The organism is Paraburkholderia sp. WC7.3g, from assembly GCF_050436345.1.
Classification (GTDB): Bacteria; Pseudomonadota; Gammaproteobacteria; order Burkholderiales; family Burkholderiaceae; genus Paraburkholderia; species Paraburkholderia podalyriae.
In genome coordinates, this window is sequence record NZ_JBNDMA010000002.1 from 4020640 (window position 1) to 4045225 (window position 24586).

At 61.5% G+C, this 24586-nt stretch carries 19 protein-coding genes, 2 pseudogenes and 1 riboswitch; of the genes and pseudogenes, 12 read left to right on the forward strand and 9 right to left on the reverse strand.

The genetic code is table 11. The features are described 5' to 3' along the window. Window positions 1-223 precede the first annotated feature (223 nt). Both OKW43_RS30125 and OKW43_RS30130 read right to left on the reverse strand, forming a co-directional pair. Window positions 224-1999 carry an SWIM zinc finger family protein gene (locus OKW43_RS30125; RefSeq protein WP_429451818.1) on the reverse strand — a complete coding sequence of 592 codons (1776 nt, stop codon included), beginning with the start codon at window positions 1997-1999 and terminating at the stop codon, window positions 224-226. Between the two features lie 370 nt (window positions 2000-2369). Further along, entirely contained in the window at window positions 2370-2921 is a 552-nt protein-coding gene (locus OKW43_RS30130; protein WP_187635932.1) for a hypothetical protein, read from the reverse strand. A gap of 419 nt (window positions 2922-3340) precedes the next feature. Between OKW43_RS30130 and OKW43_RS30135 the strand changes: the two genes are divergently transcribed. Next, on the forward strand, window positions 3341-3613 hold the full coding sequence (locus tag OKW43_RS30135) for a hypothetical protein (protein ID WP_429451438.1): 273 nt from the start codon (window positions 3341-3343) through the stop codon (window positions 3611-3613). Between the two features lie 458 nt (window positions 3614-4071). Here the strand turns inward: OKW43_RS30135 and phaP are convergent, their stop codons facing one another. Further along, window positions 4072-4644 carry a TIGR01841 family phasin gene (gene phaP / locus OKW43_RS30140; protein ID WP_187635931.1) on the reverse strand — a complete coding sequence of 191 codons (573 nt, stop codon included), beginning with the start codon at window positions 4642-4644 and terminating at the stop codon, window positions 4072-4074. 777 nt (window positions 4645-5421) lie between these two features. Between phaP and OKW43_RS30145 the strand changes: the two genes are divergently transcribed. Both OKW43_RS30145 and OKW43_RS30150 read left to right on the forward strand, forming a co-directional pair. Next, window positions 5422-5685 (forward strand): XRE family transcriptional regulator, encoded by a 264-nt coding sequence (locus tag OKW43_RS30145; RefSeq protein ID WP_429451440.1) that lies wholly within the window; start codon window positions 5422-5424, stop codon window positions 5683-5685. 344 nt (window positions 5686-6029) lie between these two features. Continuing rightward, window positions 6030-6203, forward strand: a pseudogene (locus tag OKW43_RS30150) (PRC-barrel domain-containing protein); the annotation flags it as partial. A 437-nt stretch (window positions 6204-6640) separates the two neighbouring features. Here the strand turns inward: OKW43_RS30150 and OKW43_RS30155 are convergent. After that, window positions 6641-7069: a VOC family protein gene (locus OKW43_RS30155; RefSeq protein WP_187635929.1), complete on the reverse strand. Its 429-nt coding sequence runs from the start codon at window positions 7067-7069 to the stop codon at window positions 6641-6643. 377 nt (window positions 7070-7446) lie between these two features. Here OKW43_RS30155 and OKW43_RS30160 point away from each other — a divergent pair, with 377 nt between their 5' ends. Then, entirely contained in the window at window positions 7447-7755 is a 309-nt protein-coding gene (locus tag OKW43_RS30160; protein ID WP_187635928.1) for an acylphosphatase, read from the forward strand. Between the two features lie 357 nt (window positions 7756-8112). Here the strand turns inward: OKW43_RS30160 and lhpH are convergent. From lhpH to OKW43_RS30185, 5 genes and pseudogenes are all read right to left on the reverse strand, one after another. Further along, window positions 8113-9121, reverse strand: a pseudogene (gene lhpH, locus OKW43_RS30165) (trans-3-hydroxy-L-proline dehydratase). Between the two features lie 78 nt (window positions 9122-9199). Then, window positions 9200-10147 (reverse strand): bifunctional Delta(1)-pyrroline-2-carboxylate/Delta(1)-piperideine-2-carboxylate reductase, encoded by a 948-nt coding sequence (gene lhpI / locus OKW43_RS30170; RefSeq protein WP_429451442.1) that lies wholly within the window; start codon window positions 10145-10147, stop codon window positions 9200-9202. A 53-nt stretch (window positions 10148-10200) separates the two neighbouring features. Then, window positions 10201-11460, reverse strand: a complete 1260-nt coding sequence (locus OKW43_RS30175; RefSeq protein ID WP_429451444.1) for an amidohydrolase family protein — start codon at window positions 11458-11460, stop codon at window positions 10201-10203. A gap of 10 nt (window positions 11461-11470) precedes the next feature. Next, window positions 11471-12766, reverse strand: coding sequence for an MFS transporter (locus OKW43_RS30180; RefSeq protein ID WP_429451446.1), 1296 nt, complete (start codon window positions 12764-12766; stop codon window positions 11471-11473). Between the two features lie 150 nt (window positions 12767-12916). Beyond that, complete coding sequence (locus tag OKW43_RS30185; protein ID WP_429451448.1) at window positions 12917-13978, reverse strand: LysR substrate-binding domain-containing protein; 1062 nt, start codon at window positions 13976-13978, stop codon at window positions 12917-12919. Window positions 13979-14163: 185 nt separating this feature from the next. Beyond that, a riboswitch (guanidine-I (ykkC/yxkD leader) is annotated at window positions 14164-14263 on the forward strand. Window positions 14264-14320: 57 nt separating this feature from the next. Here OKW43_RS30185 and OKW43_RS30190 point away from each other — a divergent pair. The 8 genes from OKW43_RS30190 (at window position 14321) to OKW43_RS30225 (ending at window position 24565) form a co-directional block, all read left to right on the forward strand. Continuing rightward, window positions 14321-15391 (forward strand): putative urea ABC transporter substrate-binding protein, encoded by a 1071-nt coding sequence (locus tag OKW43_RS30190; RefSeq protein WP_429451450.1) that lies wholly within the window; start codon window positions 14321-14323, stop codon window positions 15389-15391. Window positions 15392-15466: 75 nt separating this feature from the next. Next, window positions 15467-16279 (forward strand): ABC transporter permease, encoded by an 813-nt coding sequence (locus tag OKW43_RS30195; protein ID WP_429451452.1) that lies wholly within the window; start codon window positions 15467-15469, stop codon window positions 16277-16279. Next, a complete protein-coding gene (locus OKW43_RS30200; RefSeq protein WP_429451454.1) occupies window positions 16276-17067 on the forward strand; it encodes an ABC transporter ATP-binding protein in 792 nt (263 codons plus the stop codon). The genes OKW43_RS30195 and OKW43_RS30200 overlap by 4 nt, the downstream gene beginning before the upstream one ends. Before the next feature lie 12 nt (window positions 17068-17079). Then, complete coding sequence (locus OKW43_RS30205; protein WP_429451456.1) at window positions 17080-17784, forward strand: urea amidolyase associated protein UAAP1; 705 nt, start codon at window positions 17080-17082, stop codon at window positions 17782-17784. A 15-nt stretch (window positions 17785-17799) separates the two neighbouring features. After that, window positions 17800-18441, forward strand: coding sequence for an urea amidolyase associated protein UAAP2 (locus OKW43_RS30210; RefSeq protein ID WP_429451458.1), 642 nt, complete (start codon window positions 17800-17802; stop codon window positions 18439-18441). A gap of 172 nt (window positions 18442-18613) precedes the next feature. Beyond that, window positions 18614-22213, forward strand: a complete 3600-nt coding sequence (uca, locus tag OKW43_RS30215) for an urea carboxylase (protein WP_429451460.1) — start codon at window positions 18614-18616, stop codon at window positions 22211-22213. Between the two features lie 18 nt (window positions 22214-22231). Continuing rightward, on the forward strand, window positions 22232-24055 hold the full coding sequence (gene atzF, locus OKW43_RS30220; protein ID WP_429451462.1) for an allophanate hydrolase: 1824 nt from the start codon (window positions 22232-22234) through the stop codon (window positions 24053-24055). A 171-nt stretch (window positions 24056-24226) separates the two neighbouring features. Continuing rightward, on the forward strand, window positions 24227-24565 hold the full coding sequence (locus OKW43_RS30225; RefSeq protein WP_187635917.1) for a hypothetical protein: 339 nt from the start codon (window positions 24227-24229) through the stop codon (window positions 24563-24565). Window positions 24566-24586 lie beyond the last annotated feature (21 nt).

Sequence of the window (24586 nt, forward strand, 5' to 3'; positions counted from 1 at the left end):
GAAGTGCTTTCCAGCCGGTCGCAAGACCGGCCTTTTTAGCGTCTCGATGCCGCCGGCAAAGCTTTGCTCAGCGACGAAGCGGACAGTCCCACGCGCCCACGCGGGGCACGGCTGTTGACTGAGCATGGTTTTCAAAGAGCTGCCAATGTCCTATCGTTCCCATGCCATGAACTCCTCCATCCTCACCGCCGATGCGTCAGAGAAGCTGCTGCTTTAGCCGCAGCTAACCCATCGTCGCCAGCAGCTTCATGAAGTTGCGCTTCGCACGATATGTCTCGCGAATGGTCTGTAGTTCATCGTCAAACTGCGCATGCTCCTTCAGTTGTGCCCTTAGTCTTCCGATACTCCGCACGATGCCGAACGCCTCGTCATACCGGGCGTTCCGGGTTCCATTTTCGGCGGCGATGGGCAGCAGGCGGTGGTACAGCGCAATGGCATCATTCGGATGGGTCTTTGCGCGAATGGTTGCCATTGTTGCCCACAAGTGTGTCGCCACCGGACCGCCGCAGAACGTCTCCCAGGCAATATCGTGCTCGCGCCCGGCAAGAAAGATTTTGACAAGTTCGGTTCGCGTCGGCATCTGCCAGGAGCTGCGCTGCGCTTTGGTCGCGCCCTCTTCAGCACGAACAAGTTCCCACAAGTGATTAAGCGCGCGCTCGCGCGTCATATCATGCCGTCCGGTAGCCTTTGCGATATCCATCAAGGCGGCGAATGCTTCTGCGCCCGTGTGCATCCCGAAACGCTGCCACGCGAGCACATCAGCCCTTTCGAATTCGCCGCGCCGCAGGTGCTCCTGGATGCAGAAGTCAAGCAGACGCTGGTCCACGTTCTTGCCAGACTCTGTGAGGCCGCGTTCGGCCCACGCGAGTCCTTCGTCGTAGCGCCCGTGCTTCGCGCAAAGCTCTGCGACCAGCCAAAAACGGTAGGGACTCGACAGGTCCTTTGACCGGATGCGAACCAGTGCGTCCACATCGCCGTCGAGGTCCGCCAGCGCCTCCATCGCGCGTTCCAGTCGCATGCGAAGCGGTTCGAACGACCGGCGAAATTCATTGCTCGGCGCCAGTGCCGGCAGGCCGTCCCATCCGTTTTCTACAAGCATGCGGTACCGATGAATCCCAAGGTCGCCGAGCGGTTCGGCGTAAGCCGGCAACACATCGTAGAAGGTATCCCACACGCCGTCGGTCTGGAACCGGAACAGTCGCTCCGCGAGCTTCGTTGGGTCCGGTCGCGTCTGACGACATGCTTCGAGATGTACGGCGGCAAGCTCCATGATGGCCGGCATCACATCACCCCCGGAGTCATCAATCTGCTCCAGACTTGCTTCGGCGCCGGCAATCGCAAGCTCCGCAAGCTCGACCACCTGGGCGGCCTGACGATTGGCAAGCCGCTGCCGCAGCATGTCCGCGAGCGCCATCAAGCCGTCGCCGTACGCGCCGGCTTCGCGCCAGTCGAGCGGCCGCGAAATGCGCGTCGCCTGTCGTACCGCGGTCTTCATGCTCGGAAGGTCACTGGCGTTCGCCGCACGCGCCGCGAGCAACAGCCTGTCGCGCAGCGCCATGTCGCGCTCGACCGCTTCCAGCAAAAGTTCGCGCACGGCTTCCGCATTCAGCGTCGCAACATATTCACGAATCTGCTCCTCGTACGTCTTGCGCTTTTTACGAGGCTTTGCCGGCTCTGACTCATCGGCATGAAACACTTCCGCGCCGGTATTCTCGAGCCACGACAGGGCGACCGCGACCGCGTGCTTGCAGAAGATACCGTCCTCGCCGACCGGACAGTCGCATTCGTAGGTCAGCTCGCCGTCGCCGCCTACGCCAAGCTCGACGCTGTACCGGTGCGTGCCGCGTACGTTCGCGCGAAGGACACCATCGCGCTCTTCGAGGCGCGAGACGGCGCCCTCGTGGAAATACGCCTTGCCGCGCGCGAACGTTTTCGTGTCCGCGAGCGACTGGATTTCGGCGAGGCTAATGATGTCGTGAAGTGGTGATTGGCTGGACATGGCGTACGTTTGATATGCGAGAAGGAAGGATGCACGAGCCAATCGGCTGTGGCACGAATCCGCAAAACCAACGGCTACCCAAAGGCGCCCGTCGCATGAGAAATTCCCTGACTCTGCAAGAGGAATTTCGATTCCGGCAGGGACCAAGACGCGTCCGTCAGTACTACGTCTTTCCTTGAGCGATACGACAGATATAGGCAGTCGAGGAGTACTACCAGCACGGTTTGTCAGCGCCCCAAGCGTAGCGCTCCGTAGAGCAGCGGCGCGCACAATTCGGACCCTGTCGACGTCGACGAACGCAGCGCAATCACCGGCGACGTTGAGTCGGGTCAAGCGAACCGTTCATCCACCCTCACGTCGTCTCCACAACTTACGCGCCGGACTTCCACGGCCATGAGGGGTAGACTCGCCCGCTGCTTTCAACGCTCTCCCGTTGGTCCTCGGCTTGTCCGCCATTGCGCTCGACATCGCCAGCGCTCGGAGCCTCGGCCGCCTGCAAGCTCTCGAAACTGACATCGGTCGAATCAGCGCACACGTCCTCGCCAGCTTTCACCGACGGCAGGCCCACACCGAACCACCGGACGTCGCTACGCAACGCAGCGACGTACGCACGCCATCCGTTTGCGTTGTCGGCAAACAGCTTCCGTCGAACAGTGGAAGCAAGACGCTTGCGATTCAGCTTAGGCTCAAGCAGTTCCCGTGGCCATGCGAAGAAGGCGTCTGACACCCGCTGAACAAACTGCTCTGCTGTCATCCGCGGCGATACCTGTTCCAGGAGCGGGAAGCCTCCAAGCGGGTCGTGCGCTGCCGCCAATTCGCGTACGGTCTTGGGGCCATCGCCACATTTCAGGAGACGGTTCACGACCTCCAGTACGTCTCCAAGGTGAAGCAACAAGGCACGGCGCTCGAATGCATCATTCATCTGCCCATTTCTCTCTACGTGAGTCGAAGCACGATTCTAGCTTGCCTGTCGCGCAGCGCTGTGAGAGGCACGGTGTTCGCGGTGCTTCGAGCGGCAAAAGCCCAGACTCCTCCGCGGACCCGCCTGACAAAGCGTCCATCCTGTCGATTTATCAGCAACCCGGAACTGCCAGTGCATGGCGAGGCGACAGGAGTCGCCCTCAGGCAACGCGGGCGCGCGGATTTCGATGGTCAGGGACGAGCCGGACTGTGCCGTCGGCCGTCCAGCCCCTGGCAATTCTCCGAGGCCCACTCACCTCGAAATATCCGGTTTCAGAAATCACAAATCCCCGGTCAACAGTGCGGGCGTCTGCGGCGTTAAGGAGATGAACGGTGAGAAACCGTCCCGTTACCTGAACGGAAAACTTGCTGGAGCGGAACATGAAAAACACGAACGGGCAGTCCCTGCGTTGTCAGGTCGAAAAGTGGCTCGCACCGGCTCCCACGATGCACGTTCATGTAACCAGATTCAGTCGCACCGCAGGGAATGGGAGACGCTACGTGTGCGTCGAAACGTCGTCACCAGCCGGAGCGCGGGCGTTGTTTTTCTTCAGGCACGATGACGGCAGGTGGAGCGTGTTCCCGCCCACTGCCAACAGGCGGAAGTCAACTGTAGAGCACCCTCTGGTGCAGGTGGCCGCCGCCACCTTTTGATGACGGTCACGAGTTCGCCGCGCTCAATCGCGGCGCTCGGGATTCAATCTGGTTTCGGGCTGGTGCACGGCTATTGAGCCGCATTTTCGCAGGATGCGCGAAGTCCACGGACACGTGGGGCGCCACTGCACGGCGCGTCCGTCATCTCGGCACAAATCGAGCAAGTATGAGCCGGAAAAGCAAGGCGACAGCTCACCCGCCACGGCCCCTTGAAGAAACGGCTCCTTCATCAAAGCACATTGTTAATTGCGATTGGGCTAAGGCTTGCAACACTCACGCTCACTGAAGTAAATGCGCTCTTCGAATTTTGTCGGGGAACGGACGATGGCAACTGGAACAGTGAGTCTGTTCCTCTAACCAGCAGCTAGACCGACGCGCACGGCTGCCAAGGCGCCACGCATTGCGTGTTCACCTTAGCTCGCCGCGCCGTGCGACCCCGGGTTCAACGTTCCTTAAAATTATTGCTTCGCCGCTTTTGCTGCTTTCTCGACTGCCTGGTCAGCCGCTTCGGTCACCTCCGATGCGGCTTTTGTTGCAGCGTCCAGGTTACTTTGCGCGACTTCGACTGCCTGCTTCGTGGCCTTTTGCACACTTTCCTGAGTGGCATTGGACAACGTAATAGCTTGTTTCAGAAATGCGATTGCGGCTTCGGAGCCAACCGGGGCGTTTTGCGCGAGATTCTCGACAAACGATTGAACCTGGCGGCTAACCTCCTGGTACCGCGCATTAACGACCTCTGCCAGTTGCGTTTGAGTGGTCGACGCAATCTCCGCAACCTGACGTTCGTACGTCAGAACCTTCTCCGCCGAGTGCAGCGTCAACGCGTCTTGCAGACTGGTAAGTTCCTGTCGGTCCTTTTTCGCCAGCCCGTCTTGCTCGCGTTGGTGCCAATTGGCAAGCGTCATTTTCGCCGTATCCAGATTCAGTCTGACGAGCTTTTCCTCGCCCTCCAGCATTTTGCTGGCCAGGCCGAAAAAGAAGTCAAGATTGGCTTGCTGCGTTGTAGCAGCCTGTCTCTGAAAATCAGTCATGTTCGCCTCCGGAAGATGTATGCCCAACGCCAGCATGTTCCGCAACGGTGACCAACTGATGAAGCGCGTCGCCTGGAAGCTCTCGGGTCGGCTGTATTTTCGACACCGGCTCCGCAGGCGTATTGGTCTCGGCCGCGAGCCCGCACAACGTCCTCAGCGCTGGGCTGCGTAAGGGTGCTCTGCGGACGTCGACAGATGCACGAGCTACAAACGACGAAAATTCAATTAGAGGACGGTAGCGGTCGGGGTGCCAATTGAATCTGCCTATCCGGGGCACCCTTGAAGAAGGATGTTTTTTTCTCTCGCCGCCACCTGCTGGATGCGTCTGCATCCTTATTGCGATGGCGCTTTCGCCGGAGACCATCATCGCGATGTGTGACGAGGTCGTGGAACAGTACGCCGCTCTTTTCCACGCAAAGCAGATATTCGCCAGTGGAACTTCCGGACCCGCTGATGACCAAAGCCGGTGATGCACGGACAGGTGCCGACCTTAAGTTTTCCGACAGACCTACGTCTGCGAGCGTTGTCATTGCGCTGCTACTTCACTCGAAGAAAGCGGCGGACTAACTTCTGGCCCTGTACGGGATAGGGAAAACGGCATCCGTGTCGATTACACCGGGCATTTAAAGCGTTAACTCAAACCGGGGCAGACGCGCCGCAACGGGCGTTCAGGCGCATTGAAGTTCACGCGAACGACATGCCAGCCCGGTTGACGGCGTTCGACTGCAAGCCTCAACATCGAAGTCGTGTCATGAGTTGCACGGAGCATTGCACGTCATGAATCGTCGTCTGAATTTAGATGCACATCTGCTAGGCATTCTCAAACACAACGGCTCCAGGCGGGCCTTCGCAGCAAGACTGGACATGACCATCAAGCGCGCCAAGGTGACCTCCGGTCGAGTAGCCAGGTCACTCGGCGTACCAGAACGCGAGGTGACCCTTTGGCGCGCCGGAGTTACCGTTCCGAAGAGTACCGATTGTGCGCACCTTTCTGAACTTCTCGACGTGGACGTCGTCTGGCTATGCGCAGGCCAAGCGTAAGCGACAGCATGTCATGGCAGTTCTCATCGGACAGGGCCTCGCACGCGGTTCCGCTTGTCGCCACTCACCGGCACCTCGGTCGGGTCACGTGTCTGGCTCCTGCCATTGACCGGCAGCACGGTGCGCACGTCATCCCACGGACAGACATTGTTCATCACCGGTACTGCAGACGGCTGCAGACCTGCCGGCCAAGCTTGCCCTGTGACCCTGGACTCCGACCGTCTCGCACGAGCCGGCTGCCGTCACGGTCACGGCAGCAGTCGCCGCATGTCGGGCACAAAAAGGGCTTCCGCCGTGGCATGCGCATTGCGCGCGTCCGTGCATCAACTGTTCAGGAGACGACCATGACAATCCACGACCCCAAAATACCGTCGCGGACGGGCGGTTCCGGTGCGAACATCGTCGGCGGTGGAGTGGGTGCAGGGCCGGGGCCGGAGGTGATGGCTGCGTCGACTCTGGATGGCAACAAGGTGGTCTCGTCGGGCGGAGCAGAGATTGGCAAAATATCCGACATCATGCCGCACAGGCAGGCCCAGTACATCGGGGCGTTGCCTCGGTCACGGAGGAAACTATGACGAATCATCGAAAGAAACAGACGCGCGACGTGGGCCGCACCGACGATAAAGATGAGCGACCGCGACCACGAAATGCCCCGCACACCTCCAGCTCGCCGGCGCCTGACACCACGGCCCACATCCTGCAGTCAGAGGACGATGAACTGTTCGATGAAGATGCGCCAAACCAGAAGCGACGCTGCGGAAGTCGTGGTAAGACAAGCGGCTCGTACGCGACGGCTCTGTAACTGGCATGTGGGCCGCCTCGGCGTATGGACCATTTGCAACACATCGGCGTACTGGCCGGCCATCGGGTTCTGCGGCCAGTAATTGCTCGCCCGGCAGGACCACAGTCCGGACACTACCCCCTGTCTGGGCACATTTTTTGTGTCAGGTCGATGCTACTTTGCTTCTCGCATCCCCGGGGTGAAAGTGATACCCAGCAGTAATCCTTCCGGTGAGATGAAACGACTGACTGTCTGCCCCCAAGGTTCTTTCCTGGACTTGACGAGCATTCGATATCCTCGCGACTCAAGCTCCGTTGTTGCTTTCTCGACGTTCTCCACATCGAACTCGAGCCAGGCTTGTGGAACAAGAATGTCGTCGGGCCAGACCTCCTTGCCAAAGCAGGACTGGGCTGCCTGAGAGAGAGGCCAGAGGGCAAAGCTTTTCGCGCCATCGAGAGCCTCCGTATGGAGATAACTGCCGCCCTCCACTTTGAAGGGGATGCCAAGATGCTCGCCGTAGAGCTTGCGGCTTGCCCACGCATCACGGACGATTGGACCAAAGCCCGCGACGAACAGAATTTCGATGCTTCCGGTTCGTTCCATGGCAGCTCCTCTTCCAACAATTTACAGAGTCCCCGGTGGGGAGGTTGACCCAACTTGCATCAGCGCCCCGGTCTTGAGCACGCGGTATGCTTCCTCTTCAACCCAGCAGCCGAAGCGGACGCGGAATATTCAGGCTTCATCGACTAGTAGTACGGTCGACCATCCAGGCACCTTACTTAAACTGGCAGCGCAATTGTTCAACGCAGCAATACGCATACCATGAGCCTGGTCGGCATCGCCGGACGCGATTTCCGGACAGCGGGTTCCTAGGTATCTCCAAGGAAAGGCTGCGGGAGAAGATGAGCAAGTATGCGACTAGAACGGACCCCGCTTCATTGAAAGTCGAAGCTGCGCCAGCACTTGAAAGGGCTACACGCATGGAACCTGCCAACGACGATGAGATTCTTGAAACACGGCTCGTGCAGGTGCGCGGCCAGGTGCAGGGCATCGGTTATCGGGAAGCCTGCGTACGCCAGGCCCAGGCAGTGGGCATCACCGGCTGGGTTCGGAACCGCATGGACGGTTCCGTGGAGGTGATGCTGCAGGGTTCACCGGAACAGCTTGACAACATGTGTGCATGGCTAAGCGAAGGCATGTCCGCAGCGCTGGTCGACGAGCTTGAGGTGGCCGAACTGCAGCCGCCATTTGCTCGCTTTGACCGCTTTGAGCGATTGCCCACGTTGTAGTGGCGAGAGAGTCTCGCGAGATTGTTCGACGCTGTGTACGCCGAGTTCTACAGCTGCCCGCCGCTGCTACGCCCCACTTCCTGCGGCGGTCGGACTGTGGCCTACGTTGGTCGCAAGAATCGGCATGAAAACAAGGTTCTGACCAGTGCATCTTATCGGTTGCAAGTCAGCTCGGCACTCTTTCCGTCGAGATGACTCGGGTTGCGCTATAGATGGGTTGCTCGTCACCCGCGCGCCTTCATCCGCGAAGGCTCCGAAACGAGATGCGGAGCCGGCGTCGGCGTCCTGAGAAAGCGGTCATTGGGGCATCGAAGTGTAAGCATTGCTCGTGTCAGTTGCACAAGCATTGCAGTCTGTCTATCGAACCAGGAACCCGTAAGTCAGAGGGTCACGCTCGTCCACAATCCAATTCGCAAAGCCGCAAACGAAAGCGTTGCCTTCTACCTCGGGGATGACTGCCCTGAAATCGCCCACCGTCGTCTCGCTCAGCACCCGTCCTTTGAATACCGTGCCGATGATGGACTCGTTCACGAGCGTGTCGCCCTTTCCCAACTTACCGCGCAGATATAGCTGAGCGACGCGTCCGCCGGTACCTGAGCCGGTCGGTGAACGGTCTACTTCGCGGTCGGCGAATACGCAGCAGTTGGCTTGCGTGGAACCCTCGTGCCGGCGGTGCGTTAGCGATAATGGTTCCGTAGATATGGTTGATTTCAGGGATATCAGGGTGCACGACCGGGAACGCCTTGTTCGCAGCTTCCTTTACTTCCCCACCAAAACGGATGAGTTCGTCCACCGACGATTCACGAACTTCGAGTCCATGTGGCTGACCATCGGTGTAAAAGTAGAATGCGCCGCCGAACGCAATATCGCCAGTCACCGAACCAAACGACGGCGTCTCGACCGTCACGTCCTGTTTCCAGATGAAGGACGGCACATTAACGAAACGGACATTGCCCGCGTGTTCGCCGTCCCACTGCACGAATGCCTCGATGAATCCGCACGGCGCATCGATACCGACGCGTGTCTCGGGCACCTGACGTCGCACCCAGCCAAGCTCCACCGCCGCCGTCGACAGCGCGATGACACCGTGGCCGCAATGGTCGCTATAACCTTCGTTGTGAAGAAAGATGATGCCGAAATCAGCGTTCGGGCTAACCGGCTCCGTCAGATAGCCGCCGTACATATCGGCATGCCCACGCGGTTCGAGCATCAGGGCCCGGCGGATATCGTCGGCGTTTTCCTTCAGCCATGCACGTCGCTTGACGATAGTGTCGCCAGGCAGGCGCGGCAAGCCACTGGTAACGATGCGGAATGCTTCACCGCCGGTGTGGACTTCAACAGTCGAGATGGTGCGTGTGATTTTCATGTCTGCTTCAGTGAAGTCGGTGGGTATCCTGCTTTTACTCGCCGTACGGAACCGGCAAGCAATTTAAATCGGCGCTTCTTATACGTCAGCGCCGACTTGACAGGCGTTTGCGTCGAGCGCTTTACGTGCTACGCGGCACGCGGCCAGGTCCCACGCAGCGCAGCCAACGCTCTTGAACAGAATCGGCGCACTCGGCTTCAGCTCGCCAGCCAGTGCCTTGGCAAGCGGAGAAACTGAGGTCCAGTCGACCTTGGCCTGGATAAGGTCACCCGCCTCATGCTTTGCGCCGACGGGGTCGTCTACGACCACGCAACTTGCGTCGACGGTTTCCTTGCCGATTTCCGCTGCGTCTGCCGTGAAAGCGCCGACCGCGACGACGAGACGGCCGGGTCGCGCCGGCAACGTGTAGACCGGAGACTTGCTGGTTGTCAAAGTGATGACGACTTCAATGCTGTCGGGAATCACATCGCCATCAAGGACAGACAGGTTCGGTGCTACCGACCGGCTCCGGGCCACGAAGGCCTCCGCTGCTGCCGGCGAGGTGCCCTTTGCGAACAGTTTGGCTTCCGGGAAGGAGGCCGCGAGAGCTTCCGCGTGGTTGGCCGCCTGTTTCCCAGTGCCGATGATGAGAATTTCACACGGAGCCATGTCATGCAGGGTCTGGATGCCCAGCACAGAGACCGCTGCCGTTCGCCGCCCGGTCACGGTCGGCCCGTCGAGCACGAACAACATTTCCCCGGTGTGCGCGTCGCATGCGATGACCTGACCATGGATGGTCGGAAGCTGGCGCTTCCCATTCGAAGGACACACGGTCACTAACTTATGGATGGCGATGTCTTTGGCACTAGCAGGCATCGATAACATCAGGCCGCCGTCTTGCATCGGAATGGCCAGCCGCTCAGGACTCACGATGTGTCCCGCGCCGTATTCGATGATGGTCTCCCGAAGAACGCGAACCAGCGAGGGATAGTCCAGCAGTGCAGCTGTTGCGTGGGCGTCGAAACTTCGGGTGCTGAGAGAGGTCATGTTCGGTTTCGCCTTTGGAGGGGTGGGCGCGACCCATGGCGCGCGCCAGCAGTTCACTCTGCGATGGGTTCGGGCAGTCGGCCGGCTTCCTTCATACACACCCCAGCCTTGATGACCACGGGAATGTGTTCGCCTTGCCCTAGCAGAAGGGAAATGTCCTCAATCGGGTCACCGTCGACCACGATGAGGTCAGCCACGGCTCCGACGGCGACCGTTCCCCGCACGCCTGCTTCACCCGTGATTTCGGCGGCAACGCAGGTTGCCGACCGGATGGCCTCAACGTTGCCGACGATTTCTGCCCGAACCGCGAACTCGTCGGACTGGAAGGCGTGCAGCTCGCCCAGCATGTCCGAGCCGAACCCGACCTTCACGCCTTCGCGCGCCATCAGCGCAAGTGCCTGCCGGCCGACGGAGCGCGCTCCCTCAATCTTTGCGAGCGATTCAACGGGGAAACCAAGCGCGGGACCTTGTTCAATGAGACGGTCGAGAGTAGCGATTGTGGGCACAACCGCTACGCCGCGCTCCGCCAGCAGACTGGCAGTCTCCTCGTCGATGAGGTTTCCGTGCTCGATACATTTCACCCCGCACTCGACGGCGCGCCGGACGGCACGAGCGGTGTAGGCGTGCGCCATCACGTAAGTCCCGGCCGCCGCCGCTTCCTGAACCGCGGCACGGATTTCATCTTCCGAATACTGGGTGTTCGTGATGGGGTCGTTGGGCGAAGCGACACCGCCCGACGCCATTATCTTGATTTGGGAGGCACCTTTGAGGAGTTCTTCGCGTACTGCCAGGCGCATCGCCTCGACACCATCGACCACCCGGGCAATCGCTCCCTGACGTCCCAGGCACCCGCAGGCATCGTCAAGCTTGTCATTGCGCTGACGGAAGTCGCCGTGCCCACCGGTCTGCGATAACGCCTTGCCCGAAGACAGGATGCGCGGGCCCCAAAGCACGCCGCTGTTGACAGCATCGCACATTGCAAAGTCAGCGCCACCTGCATCACGAACGGTGGTGAACCCGCGATTCAGCATGCCGCGCAGGATGGGCAACGTTTTAAGCGCAGCCAGAAAGTTTGGCATCATCGCGTTAGCGCCCAGATTCGCATTCGACGCGACAACGTGGACATGCAGGTCGATGAAACCCGGTAAAACGGTGCGCCCGGGGAGGCTCATTCTGCGGGCACCGACAAACGACGACGGTATCTGTCCTATTGCCGCAATCTTCCCGTCGGCGATGCAGACATTGACGTTTGTCTGGCGTTTCTTCGTTGCGGGGTCGAAAACATTCACCCCTTCGATTACCAACATGCTCATGTGAAATTCCTCAAGCCTGGTATGGCTTTGTCAGCAAGATGCCGAGCAGGCTAACCACCGCGGCGAAGATGATGTAATAAGACGCAGACTCGGCGTCACCCGTGTGTTGGGTGAGCCAGGTGATGATGAAACCGGCAAAGCCACCGAAGATGGTCACTGCGCCGTTGTAGGCCAAAGACAGTCCGGTCGCACGGACGCGGCTCGGGAACATTTCCGTGAAGAGAGCCAGAATCGGGCCGGTGTATGCAGCAATCAGCACGCCGAAAATCGCCTGGAAGGTCAGCAGCGTGGCAAAGTCGGGCGATTTAATCAGATGCGAGAACAGTGGATAGCTGGCAACCAGAATAACGAGCGCAGCAACCGACAGGACCCGCCGCTTGCCGACCTTATCCGACAGTGCCCCGAACACGGGCGCCATGACCATCAGCACGACACCGCTGACGACGCCCGACGTGAAGCCCTCACGCTGGGTCATGTGCAGATACTTCACAACATAAGTCGGGATGTAGAACAGGATGACGTACGTGCAGACGGTCCACAGTACGACCATCAGCAGACTGGAGAGCACCTGGCGGGGATACTCGCGGATGACGTCACGCAGCGGCGTGTTGGTGTGGCGCTTCTCCGATACGAACTCGGGCGTTTCCTCGATTTTCAGCCGAATGTAGTATCCAACCGGAGCCACCAGCATGCCGATGAAAAACGGAATACGCCATCCCCATGCGGTCAGCGAATCAGCCGACATGCTCGACGTGATGAGCGTGCCGGTAAGGCTGCCGATGACCACGGCGAAACCGATACTCGTCTGAATCCAGCTCGAATAGAAAGCACGACGTTTAGCTGGAGCATGCTCGGTAAGGAACGCGGTAGCGCCGCCCATTTCACCGCCGGCGGATAGCCCCTGCAGCAATCGCGCGACGACGATAAGACACGGCGCGGCGATGCCGATAGATTGGTACGTAGGGGCGAAAGCAATGATGCCCGAGCCGAGCGCCATGATGAGCATGGCGAGCGACAGCGCCCGCTTGCGACCCACCCTGTCGCCGTAGATGCCGAACGCGATGCCGCCGAGCGGTCGCATCACGAAACCAACGCCGAAAGTTGCCAGTGATAGCAGCAGCGACGTTGTCTCGTTGCCTGCGGGGAAAAATAACTTGCCGATGGTTGCTGCGAAGAACGCGTACCCGGAAAAATCGAACCACTCCAGGCCGCTGCCAATGACAGTCGCGAAAATCGCCTTCCGGCGCGTCACTGTCCTTATGGGCGGCTCGCCCACCAGCATGCCGCTTGATGCACTCGTTGCCATATAGACCTCTATCAATTGTCGTTTAGCGAGATGAGCGTTCGCGGTTCGTCACGCAATCAATGTAATTTTTGGCGTGACGACCGCATAACGCTAAATTCGCAAACGCGCTTGCAAAAAACGCAACCGCATCGAGGGGCTTGAACGGAGACGTCAGGGTGTGAGTGTCTGACCGATTACCCATTCACGGAAACGACGTGCGGCAGGTGTTTCCGCACGCTCTGATGGCCGGGTGACAAAGTATGAGCCGCCCATGGTGGCGTGAGAGTCCGATGCCCTGACGAGTGCGCCGTGCTCAAGGAGCGGGTCAATGACCCGGTTCCAACCGAGCGCGACGCCCTTGCCATGCGTCGCGAGCTGCACAATGAGTGGGTAGCTGTTGACAATGATGGTTTGATTGAGCGCTGGTCGTTCAAGCCCCGCCTGTTCGAACCAGGTATGCCAGGACATCCAGCTACGTTCCGCGTCCTCCAGAACAAGCAGCGTGCAGGACAGTAGTTCCACTGGCTTCAGCTTGCGCCCATCAAGATAGGTCGGCGAACAAACGGGAAACACCTCTTCGTCGAAGAGCTTCCGTGTATGCGTTCCGGGAACCTCGGGGTCGCGCAGATAAAAAATACCTACGTCGTATTCCGCTGGCGAGACGGCTCCAAAGTGGTCCCGCACAATGATGCGCAGGTCCACATCGGGATTTGCGTCGATAAACGAGCCGATTCTGGGCGCGAGCCAGAATACCGAGATGCCAGTTGTGCAGGACACCGTGAGGCGAGACCTGACGACGCGAGCCATCAGACTCGACGTAGAGCTAGTGCACAGCTCCAACATGCGCCGCACATCCACCGCATACATTTCCCCTGCTGGCGTGAGCCTTAGGGTGTTGTGCTCCCGCACGAACAGCCGGCGCCCCAGGAATTCTTCGAGTTGAGATATCTGGCGGCTCACAGCACTGGTGGACAGGTGCAGTTCCTGCCCCGCACGAGTGAAGCTCAGATAACGGGCGCTAGCTTCGAATGCTTGCAGACATGCGAGTGGAGGCAACGGAGAGAGAGCCATGGCGTGCGGCGAGCTATCCAGGTTGTAGTAGAGCAGCAGGATAGCCCGAGGATCGCAGCCCAGCAGCAACTGAAGGACGAATGTCACGCGATATCGTTCGAACCATGCGGTTCGCTGCAGCCCAGGATGCCTTTTGTCCCGCAGAAACTCGGCGACGTTCAATTCCCCTCCGCCCGAATCAAGTGCACACCCTGACATACATCAGTGCACACCTTCCCCGCCCTAGGGCAAAACGTCCCTTTCGCCACACAAAGCCACGACAAGCCCAAGAGATCCGGGCTGGCACACTTCCCGCTTTAAAGAGCGCGCAAGGAGCCGGCGCAACCTCCGGTTCGACAAACAATCTGGAAATGGACGGCTAGGGTTCCGGTCTGCTTCACGCAGGTGCTGGTCCGAGAGCTGTCGACCTCAGGCGAGGTTACACGGCGGGATAAAAGCCCGGGAGAGAACGCGATGTTTGCGCTGCTCCCTGCCGTCGCTAACCGTCCCCTCCGAGGTCAACCCATGTTCAAGCTCGCTCGCTGTCTTGGCATTGCCGCCGTCTCCCTCGCCACCTTCGCCTCGAGCCCCACGTTCGCCGCGGGCCGCAACGACTTCAAGGTCTGCTGGACCATCTACGCCGGCTGGATGCCGTGGGGTGAGGCAAAAACCCAAGGCATCGTGTCTAAATGGGCCAAGAAATACGGCATCAACGTCGATGTCGTGCAGCTGAACGACTACGTCGAGTCCATCAATCAGTACACGGCCGGCAAGTTCGATGGCTGCGCGATGACCAACATGGATGCGCTCACGATTCCCGCCTCTGGCGGCGTGGATTCGACGGCCCTGATCATCAGCGACTATTCGAACGGCAACGACGGCGTGCTGATAAAGGGCAAGGGCAAGCAGATCGCCGACCTGAAAGGACAGCAGGTCAATCTTGTGCAGTTCTCCGTCTCCCATTACCTGCTCGCACGCGCGCTCGAAAGCGCGCATATGAGCGAGCGCGACCTCAAGGTCGTGAACACCTCGGATGCCGACATCTCCGGCGCATTCGCGACCCCCACGGTTCACAACGCCGTCACCTGGAATCCGATGCTCGCCGACCTGAAGTCGCAGCCGAACGTCAGCGAAGTGTTCGACTCCAGCAAGATTCCCGGCGAAATCATGGACATGATGGTCGTCAACACGAAGACGTTGCACGAGAACCCCGCCCTCGGCAAAGCGCTGACCGGCGCATGGTTCGAAATGGTCGCGCTGATGCACACCGACTCCGCGGCCAGCACGTCCGCGCTGCTTGCAATGGCGAAGGCATCGGGCACCGACCTCGCCAACTTCAAGGGCCAACTGTCGACGACCGCCCTCTTCTATTCGCCGCAGGCCGCGCTCGACTTCGTCACGAGCGCCGACATGCCGAAGATCATGACGCGCGTCGCGACGTTCTCTTTCGATCACGGCCTGCTCGGCCAGGACGCGAAGAGCGCGGACGCGGTCGGCATGGCGTTCGACAAGGGCATCGTGGTCGGCAACAGGAGCAACGTCAAGCTGCGCTTCGATCCGACCTACGTCGCGATGGCGGCCGCGGGCAAGCTCTGAGACCGACCTTTCCAGGCTCTCGCTGCGGGCTCGCATGCTGGGCCCGTATTCCAGGTTTTCAACCAGGCGCTCACCATGCGACTCATCAATCGACATCCGAGCCGGATCGGCGGCTTGATGCTGCTCCTGCTGCCGTTCGTCGTGCTGTTCGCGGTCTACTTCACCGGCTCCTCGATGCGGCTCTCGCTCAATCCCGATGACAAGCTGCTGCCGAGCGCGGCGCAAATGAGCGACGCGGTGAAGTTGGCCGCGTTCACGGAGGACAAGCGCACCGGCGAGTATCTGTTGTGGACCGACACGCTGTCGAGCTTGCGGCGGCTCGGCATCGGCCTCGTCGTCAGTGCCGTGATCGCACTGGTAGCCGCGATCGCGACCGGTTCGTTGCCGCTCGTCAGCGCGACGCTCTCCCCCTTCATCACCGTGATCTCGATGGTGCCGCCGCTGGCGGTCCTGCCGATCCTGTTCATCGTGTTCGGGCTCGATGAGTTGTCGAAGGTCGTGCTGATCGTCGTCGGCATCACGCCGGTGATCATTCGCGATCTGCATGCCCGCGCCCGCGAGATTCCGGTCGAGTTGTGGGTCAAGGCCCAGACGCTCGGTGCCACCAGTTGGACCCTGATTCTGCGTCTGGTCCTGCCGCAACTGCTGCCGCGTCTGCTGGTGGCGACGCGCCTGTCTCTCGGCGCGGCCTGGCTCTTTCTGATCGCCGCCGAAGCAATCGCGTCGACCGATGGCCTCGGCTATCGCATCTTTCTCGTGCGCCGCTATCTGTCGATGGACCTGATCCTGCCGTACGTCGCGTGGATCACGCTGCTCGCATGGCTCACCGACCAACTGCTACACCGGATCACGCAGTGGTGCTTCCCCTGGTACGGAGGCGCACGATGATCGAAGTCCGCAACGTATGGAAAGAGTATGGCGACCAGGTCGTGCTCGAGCGTTTGAATCTGACCGTCAAGGAAGGTGAGTTCTGTTCGATGGTCGGCGCATCGGGCTGCGGCAAGTCGACGTTTCTGCGGCTGCTGCTAGGCCAGGAACGCGTGACGCGCGGCGAGATCCTGCTGGACGGCAAGCCGCTGCCCGCCGAACCGGACAGACATCGCGGCGTCGTGTTTCAACGCTACTCCGTGTTCGACCATCTGAGCGTGTTGCGCAACGTGATGCTGGGGCTGGAGCTTCCACAAGCGAAGTTCACCGGCCGGCTATTCGGTGCCCGTCGGCGCGTGGCGCAAGACGAGGCAGCGGCCATGCTCGAGCGGGTCGGGCTGGGCGCTGCGTTGAGCAAGTTTCCGCAGCAGCTGTCGGGCGGCATGCAGCAACGCCTCGCGATTGCGCAGGCGCTGATGATGAAGCCTCGCGTGCTGCTGCTCGACGAACCGTTCGGCGCGCTCGACCCCGGCATTCGCAAGGACATGCACGAGCTGCTCTCCGACCTGTGGCACGAATCGAAGCTCACGATCTTCATGGTCACGCATGACCTGAAAGAAGGCTTCACGTTGGGAAGCCGCGTGCTGGTTTTCGACAAGGTGCGCATCGACTCGCAGGCGCCAGGCGCCTATGGCGCGCGCATCACCTACAACATTCCGCTCGACCGCAGCCGCGATTCCGTGTCCGCCGTGCATATCGCTGAGGCGGCCGTGCGAGGCGCATCGCATATCGAACTGGTCTCCGACTGAAGGAACTCAGGAATGACATTACTGCTTGAAGAAACCGTCCCGGGCGGCGGTCATACGTCGCTGATCGTCAAGCGCGGCCGATCGCTGCGCATTACCGACCTGCGCGGCGGCGCGAACGTCAGCGTGATGATGGTCAACGCGGCGGAGAAAAGCGAGCGGCTCAATCTGCCGGATTCGCTGAAATGCCAGCACACGGCCAGGCTCACCGCGGGTCACTGCCTGTACTCCGACATGGGCCGCGTGCTTGCCGCAATCGTCGCGGATACCTGCGGCTGGCACGACAGCATCGGCGGTGTGTCGAACGCCGACGAGGTTCGCGAACGATACGGCGCGGGCCGCTACCAGGAACTGCGCAACGCGTTCTATCGCAACGGCACGGACAACCTGCTCGTCGAAATGAGCAAGTGGGGACTTGGCATCACGGACCTGCTGATGACGCTCAATCTGTTCAGTCGTGTCGACGTCAGCGACGACGGATTGCTCAACTTTGTTCGCGGCAACTCGCAGGCCAACGACTACGTCGAGCTGTACGCGCCGATGAACACGCTCGTGGTACTCACCGCGATCCAGCACCCGCTCGACCCGAACCCCGAGTACGCGCCCCGGCCCGTCAAGCTCGAGTTGAGCGACGCGCGCCCCGATGTCGCCGAAGTTTGCCGCACCGCATGCGAAGAGAACGTACGCGGTTTCATCAACACAGAACGCTTCTTCCTTTGAGCGAAGGCCACGCTTATGACTAGCACGCTTATCGTCAGCGACAAACGTCCGGACACCGCGGTCTATCGCGAGACACTCGCCGCCGGCGAGCCGTGGCTTCACGAGGTGAAGGCTGGGCAAACGCTGCGCGTCGTCGACCTCGAAGGCAACCAGGCGGTCGATACGCTGTTCTACAGCCTCGCCGATCCGCGCGAGCGTTTCGACCCGCAACGCACGTTGCGCCGGCAAAAGAGCCTCTACCTGACCTCGGGCACCGTGCTGTACTCGAACCTCGGCAATCCGATGCTGACGATCGTGGCCGACACATGCGGCCGCCACGATACGCTCGGCGGCGCCTGTGCGCAGGAGAGCAACACGGTGCGCTACGCATTGGAGAAGCGCTACATGCACAGCTGCCGAGACAACTTCCTGCGTGCCTGCGCTCATGACGGCCGCCTGTCGAAGCAGGACATCGGCGCGAACGTCAACTTCTTCATGAACGTGCCGGTGACGGCCGAAGGTGGGCTCACCTTCGAAGACGGCATTTCCGCGCCGGGCAAGTACGTCGAACTGCGCGCCGAGATGGACGTCATCGTGCTGATCTCCAACTGCCCGCAGCTGAACAATCCGTGCAACGCCTACAACCCGACGCCCGCGGAACTGCTGATATGGAACTGAAGCGCATCCGCCACTGGTTGTTTCTCATCATGCTGGTTCGCTCGGGACGCTACTTCACCAGTACGCGCGAAGAACTGACCCAGACAGATCGCTGACGCGACTTCGGCCGTGGACGACCACGGCCGGTCATTCCCACGGCGGGACGGCCCGCCTCCGAATCAACACACCTTCCATGTTCGAGAAGATTCTGATCGCTAATCGCGGCGCTATCGCGTGCCGCATTCTCAGGACGTTGCGCGAACTCGACGTGACCGGCGTCGCCATCTATGCCGAAGCCGACAGAGCGAGCCGCCACGTCAGCGAAGCGCCCGCAGCACATGCGCTAGGCGATGGTCCAGCCGCGCTGACCTATCTCGACGTGGACAAGATCCTCGCGATTGCGCGTCGCGAAGGCGTGCAGGCGATCCATCCCGGCTACGGCTTCTTATCGGAGAACGCGGCGTTCGGCGAAGCCTGCGAAGCGGCCGGCATCGCGTTCATCGGACCGACACCCGCGCAGCTTCGCGCGTTCGGCCTCAAGCACACGGCCCGCGAAATCGCGGCCAACGAAGGGGTGCCGATGCTCGAAGGCACCGGGCTGCTCGCGGACTTGCCGGCGGCGCTCGCGGCGGCACAGGCCATCGGCTATCCAGTGATGCTGAAAAGCACCGCGGGCGGCGGCGGCATCGGCATGCGGGTGTGCTGGAACGCCGACGACCTCGGCGCCCATTTCGACGCGGTCAAGCGCCTCGGCGAAAACAACTTCAGCGATGCCGGCGTGTTTCTGGAGAAGTACATCGAACGGGCGCGGCATCTGGAAGTGCAGGTATTCGGCGATGGCAAAGGCGCTGCGCTCGCGCTCGGCGTGCGCGACTGCTCGGTGCAGCGGCGCAATCAGAAGGTGCTCGAGGAAACCCCCGCGCCCTGCCTGCCGGATGGTATTCAGGCCGCGTTGTGCGAGGCCGCGGTCAAGCTCGCGAAGGCCGTCGATTATCGCTCCGCCGGCACCGTCGAGTTCGTGTACGACAGTGCCGCCGAACAGTTCTACTTCCTCGAAGTCAATACGCGTCTGCAGGTCGAGCACGGCGTAACCGAACAGGTGTGGAACGTCGACCTCGTGCGCTGGATGATCGAACTCGCGGCCGGCACGCTCGCGCCGCTGCAGGAACTGGCGGCGGGTCTAACGCCGCGCGGACACGCGATCCAGGCGCGACTCTACGCGGAGGACCCTGGGCGTGACTTCAAACCGAGTCCGGGTCTGCTGACCGATGTCGCGTTCCCGCACGCGGACGGCCGCGCGCTGCGCATCGATACATGGATCGAGGCCGGTTGCGAAGTGCCACCGTACTTCGACCCGATGCTCGCGAAAGTGATCGCCTGGTCGCCGACTCGCGATGAAGCGCGCCATGCGCTCGACGATGCGCTGCGGAACACCCGGCTCTACGGCGTCGAGACGAATCGCGACTATCTGCGCCAGATTCTGCGCGACTGGCCGTTTGCGTCGGGCGAACCGTGGACTCGCTGTCTCGAAGGGCTCAGGTATCGGGCCAGTACGGTCGAAGTCGTCAGCGGCGGCACGCAGACGACGGTGCAGGACTATCCCGGCCGCCTGGGCTACTGGGCAGTCGGCATCCCGCCGTCGGGGCCGATGGATGACCGGGCGATGCGGCTCGGCAATCGCCTGCTCGGCAATGCGGCCGATGCAGCCGCTCTCGAAGTCACGATGAGCGGACCGACACTGCGCTTCAACACAGATGCAGTGGTCGCCATCACGGGCGCGGAGATTCCGGTGCTGCTCGACGATGTCGCACAGCCGCTGAATACGAGCATTCATGTACCGGCGGGTGCGACGCTCGCGCTCGGCACGATACGCGGCGCGGGCGCGCGCGCTTATCTATGCGTGCGCGGCGGCTTCGACATCGCGCTCTACCTCGGCAGCCGCAGCACTTTTACGCTCGGCCAGTTCGGCGGCCATGGCGGCCGCGCGATCCGCGCCGGCGACGTGCTGCATCTTTATCCGCTCGACGACGCGCAGGCCGGCGCGGCGCTCGTCAACGCGCCGAGGCTCGACGGCGTGCGCACTCTGCGCGTGATCTATGGCCCGCACGGTGCACCGGAATACTTCAGCGCCCGCTACATCGCTCAGTTCCTCGACACCGAGTGGGAGGTTCACTTCAACACCAGCCGTACCGGCGTGCGCCTCATCGGACCGAGACCCGAGTGGGCGCGCGAGGACGGCGGCGAGGCCGGACTGCATCCGTCGAACATTCACGATAATCCGTACGCGGTCGGCGCCGTCGACTTCACCGGCGACATGCCCGTGATTCTCGGACCCGACGGCCCGAGTCTCGGCGGCTTCGTGTGTCCGGTGACGATCATCGAGGCGGACCTCTGGCAGATCGGCCAGCTGAAAGCGGGCGACAAGATCCGTTTCGCTCCGGTCGAAGTCGAGGAAGCGCGTGAGGCTGCGCATGAGCGTCGGCGGGAGCTGGAGAGCCTCGACATTGCACGGAGCGCGCCGAGCGAAAGAAGAGCCTCGCTAACGTCGCCCATCGTGCTCGATACCGGCGCGGGCCGCGAAAGACTCGTCGCGCGTGTATCGGGCGACACGCATCTGCTGCTCGAAATCGGGCCAGCGGAACTCGATCTCGTTGCGCGGTTTCGCGGACATGCGCTGATGCAGTCTCTTGAGGCGATGCATCTGACTGGCGTCATCGATCTCACGCCGGGCATCCGTTCGCTGCAGATCCACTACCGGCCGGAAGAATTGCCGCTCGCCAGGTTGCTCGACATCGTCGCGCGGGCGTGGGACGAGGTCTTGCTGCACAAGGACCTGCGTGTGCCATCGCGAATCGTTCATTTGCCGCTGTCGTGGGATGACCCCGCGTGCCAGCTCGCGATCGAGAAATACATGACCACCGTGCGCAAGGATGCACCGTGGTGTCCGAGCAACCTCGAATTCATTCGCCGCATCAACGACCTCGACTCCATCGACGCGGTTAGGCAGATCGTCTTCGATGCGAGCTATCTCGTGATGGGACTCGGCGACGTGTACCTTGGCGCACCGGTCGCGACGCCGCTCGATCCTCGTCACCGACTCGTCACGACGAAATACAACCCGGCGCGTACGTGGACCGCGGAGAACTCGGTCGGCATCGGCGGCGCGTATCTGTGCGTATATGGCATGGAAGGACCGGGCGGCTATCAATTCGTCGGCCGCACGTTGCAGATGTGGAATCGCTACCGCGAAGTCGCGGATTTCGCCGGGCAGCATTATTTGCTGCGCTTCTTCGACCAGATTCGCTTCTACGAAGTGTCGGCCGACGAACTGTTGCGCATTCGCGCGGACTTCCCGCTTGGGCGTTATCCGTTGCGGATTGAAGAGTCCGAGCTTTCGATGCCGGACTATCAGGCGTTCCTCGCCAGCGAATCCGTCAGCATCGAGCAGTTCCGTTCTCGGCAGCAGTCGGCCTTCCAGGCGGAGCGCGAGCGATGGCGTGAAGCAGGCACCTCGGAAGACACGATCGAGACGCCGGTCGCCGAAGACACTCAGTTAGCTCCGCTGAAAAACGGCGAAGTCGCCGTGGACAGCGAGATTGCCGGCAGCCTCTGGCAAGTCAAGGTGAAAACCGGCGACGCGGTCGACGCAGGCGACGTGCTGCTCGTCATCGAGTCGATGAAGATGGAGATCTCGGTGTGCGCGCCGTGCGCCGGAACCGTCGGCGAGATCTACGTGGCGCCGGGTTCGCCCGTGCGCGCGGGGCAACGCGTTGCGGTCGTCGAACGTCACTAAATACCTGGAAGGAAAACCATGTCGTCATTCGATCTACGTCTCCCGACGCTTCGCGCCGCATATCGTGCGGGAACGCTCACGCCGCGCAAGCTCGTCGCTGAACTGCTCACAAAAGCCGCCGCGCTGAATCCTTCGTTCAATCTGTTCATCCATCTTCTGACCGAAGACGAAGTCGCGCCCTACCTCGACTGGCTCGACACGCAAGACATCGAAAGCCTGCCGCTGTATGGTGTCCCGTTTGCGATCAAGGACAACATCGATCTCGCCGGCATTCAGACGACGGCCGCGTGTCCCGCATTCGCGTACACGCCGTCGCGGTCGGCGAGCGTCGTTGCGCAGTTGATCGCGCTCGGTGCGATACCGCTCGGCAAGACCAATCTCGACCAGTTCGCGACCGGTCTGAACGGCACCCGGTCGCCGTACGGCAAGTGCCGCAATAGCGTGCATCCCGACTATCCGTCAGGCGGCTCGAGCGCCGGTTCGTCGGTCGCGGTCGCGCTCGGCGTCGCCAGTTTCGCGCTCGGGACCGACACGGCCGGTTCAGGTCGCGTGCCTGCCGCACTGAACAATCTCATCGGTCTCAAGCCGACGAAAGGCCTGTTGTCCACCGCGGGCGTGGTGCCCGCCTGCCGCACGCTCGATTGCGTGACGTTCTTCACGGCGACGGCGCAAGAAGCGAGCGAGCTGCTTGCGTTGAGCGCGCGCCCCGATCCTCGCGATGCATACAGCCGCGCGAATCCGCAATGGAATACTGCACGCGCGTTTGGCGGGCCCACGGCGTTCCGGTTTGGCGTGCCGGCGCAACTGGAATTTGCCGGCTGCTCCGAGAGCCCCGAACTGTTCGCCAAGGCGCGCGCGTTGCTCGAAGCGGCAGGGGGCGAGGCGGTCGACATCGACTTCGAGCCGTTTGTCGAAGCCGCCAATCTGCTCTATCAGGGTCCATGGGTGGCCGAGCGTTACAACGTGGCGGCCGAGTTGATGACAACGAGGCCCGCTGCGCTCTTGCCCGTCATTCGCGACGTATTGGCGAGGGCGCCGGGCGCCACCGCGGTCGAGCTGTTTCGCGCGCAATATCACCTGCAGGAATTGAAGGCCATCTGCGACGCATCAATCGAGTCGCTCGATTTCGTCCTGACGCCGACGTATCCGCGCCCCGTGACGCTCGACGAGTTGGAGCGCGACCCAATCGGGCCGAATTCGCTGCTCGGCTACTACACGAACTTCATGAATCTGCTGGACTATGCCGCCGTCGCTACGCCGACCGGTTTCATGAACAATGGTCTCCCGTGGGGCGTGACCGTCTTTGGTCGCGCATTCACCGACCAGTATCTGCTGGGCGTGGCCGACCTGCTGCAACGAGAGAGCGGCGTGCAGTGCGTCGGCGGCCTGGCCGTCGCGCCAGGCGAGCCCGGCGAACGACACACGGCGACCCACGACCGCATGAAGATCGCGGTCTGCGGCGCCCACATGCAAGGTTTGCCGCTCAACCGGGATCTGCTTGCCCGACGCGCACGGCTCGTGCACGCCACTCACACTGCCGGACACTATCGGTTGTCTGCGCTGCCCGCGTCGGCGGACGGCACGAGTCGCCCAGGCATGTGGCGCGTCACGGATGGCGGCGCAAAAATTGCTGTCGAAGTGTGGGATATGCCCAGCGTGGAGTTCGGCTCGTTCATCGCGACCGTTCCTTCTCCGCTGGTTCTGGGGAAGGTCGAACTCGTCGACGGTTCGTGGGTTATCGGCTTCCTGTGCGAGCCGTATGGCGTGCAGTCGGGAACCGACATCTCGGGGTTCGGCGGATGGCGAGCATGGCTTGCCAGCGAGCGTGGCACGAGTTCCTGATCGAACGAACGGGTGGGCATCGGCATCACAGGGGTATGGGCAGTGAAACGCTCCAGGTTTGTTGCAGCCTCCTTCTCTTGAGAGAATAGAGTCATGAGCCAGCCTGACAAGGAGCCTGACAGGCTTGCTTCCAGAATCGCCAATCCGTCGCAACTTCGAGGAGGTTCACTGATGACGTTCCGCACCGTCGCGCTCGCCGCAACCACCGCTGCGCTCGCGCTCGCCGGCACGACCGCCACCCTCACCGCCCAGGCCCAAACCCCGACCGCGTCCGACAGCCAATGGCGCGCCAGTTCGACCATGCTCGCGACGCTGCTGCAGGACGGCTACAGGATCGTCGCCGTCGTCAACACCGGCCCGGCCGACACGATCTTCGTGCAGCGCGATCAGAGCGCGTTCAAATGCATCGATCCGCAGCAGCCGGATGCAAAAGCGAAAACGTCGGCGGCGCCCGGCTGTTACGAGCTGGTACCGCCGAGCGGCGGCGCGCCGGCGTCAGAAGCCAAATAACGTGATTTGAAGCGCGAGCCC

Excerpts from the sequence above, each read along its gene's own strand:
- OKW43_RS30155 (WP_187635929.1), bottom strand. The coding sequence starts at position 7,069 with ATGGAACGAACCGGAAGCATCGAAATTCTGTTCGTCGCGGGCTTTGGT.
- OKW43_RS30130 (WP_187635932.1), bottom strand. The coding sequence starts at position 2,921 with ATGAATGATGCATTCGAGCGCCGTGCCTTGTTGCTTCACCTTGGAGAC.
- phaP (WP_187635931.1), bottom strand. The coding sequence starts at position 4,644 with ATGACTGATTTTCAGAGACAGGCTGCTACAACGCAGCAAGCCAATCTT.
- OKW43_RS30225 (WP_187635917.1), top strand. The coding sequence starts at position 24,227 with ATGACGTTCCGCACCGTCGCGCTCGCCGCAACCACCGCTGCGCTCGCG.
- OKW43_RS30145 (WP_429451440.1), top strand. The coding sequence starts at position 5,422 with ATGAATCGTCGTCTGAATTTAGATGCACATCTGCTAGGCATTCTCAAA.
- OKW43_RS30135 (WP_429451438.1), top strand. The coding sequence starts at position 3,341 with ATGAAAAACACGAACGGGCAGTCCCTGCGTTGTCAGGTCGAAAAGTGG.
- OKW43_RS30190 (WP_429451450.1), top strand. The coding sequence starts at position 14,321 with ATGTTCAAGCTCGCTCGCTGTCTTGGCATTGCCGCCGTCTCCCTCGCC.
- uca (WP_429451460.1), top strand. The coding sequence starts at position 18,614 with ATGTTCGAGAAGATTCTGATCGCTAATCGCGGCGCTATCGCGTGCCGC.
- OKW43_RS30205 (WP_429451456.1), top strand. The coding sequence starts at position 17,080 with ATGACATTACTGCTTGAAGAAACCGTCCCGGGCGGCGGTCATACGTCG.
- OKW43_RS30200 (WP_429451454.1), top strand. The coding sequence starts at position 16,276 with ATGATCGAAGTCCGCAACGTATGGAAAGAGTATGGCGACCAGGTCGTG.
- lhpI (WP_429451442.1), bottom strand. The coding sequence starts at position 10,147 with ATGACCTCTCTCAGCACCCGAAGTTTCGACGCCCACGCAACAGCTGCA.
- OKW43_RS30180 (WP_429451446.1), bottom strand. The coding sequence starts at position 12,766 with ATGGCAACGAGTGCATCAAGCGGCATGCTGGTGGGCGAGCCGCCCATA.
- OKW43_RS30125 (WP_429451818.1), bottom strand. The coding sequence starts at position 1,999 with ATGTCCAGCCAATCACCACTTCACGACATCATTAGCCTCGCCGAAATC.
- OKW43_RS30160 (WP_187635928.1), top strand. The coding sequence starts at position 7,447 with ATGGAACCTGCCAACGACGATGAGATTCTTGAAACACGGCTCGTGCAG.
- atzF (WP_429451462.1), top strand. The coding sequence starts at position 22,232 with ATGTCGTCATTCGATCTACGTCTCCCGACGCTTCGCGCCGCATATCGT.
- OKW43_RS30195 (WP_429451452.1), top strand. The coding sequence starts at position 15,467 with ATGCGACTCATCAATCGACATCCGAGCCGGATCGGCGGCTTGATGCTG.
- OKW43_RS30175 (WP_429451444.1), bottom strand. The coding sequence starts at position 11,460 with ATGAGCATGTTGGTAATCGAAGGGGTGAATGTTTTCGACCCCGCAACG.
- OKW43_RS30210 (WP_429451458.1), top strand. The coding sequence starts at position 17,800 with ATGACTAGCACGCTTATCGTCAGCGACAAACGTCCGGACACCGCGGTC.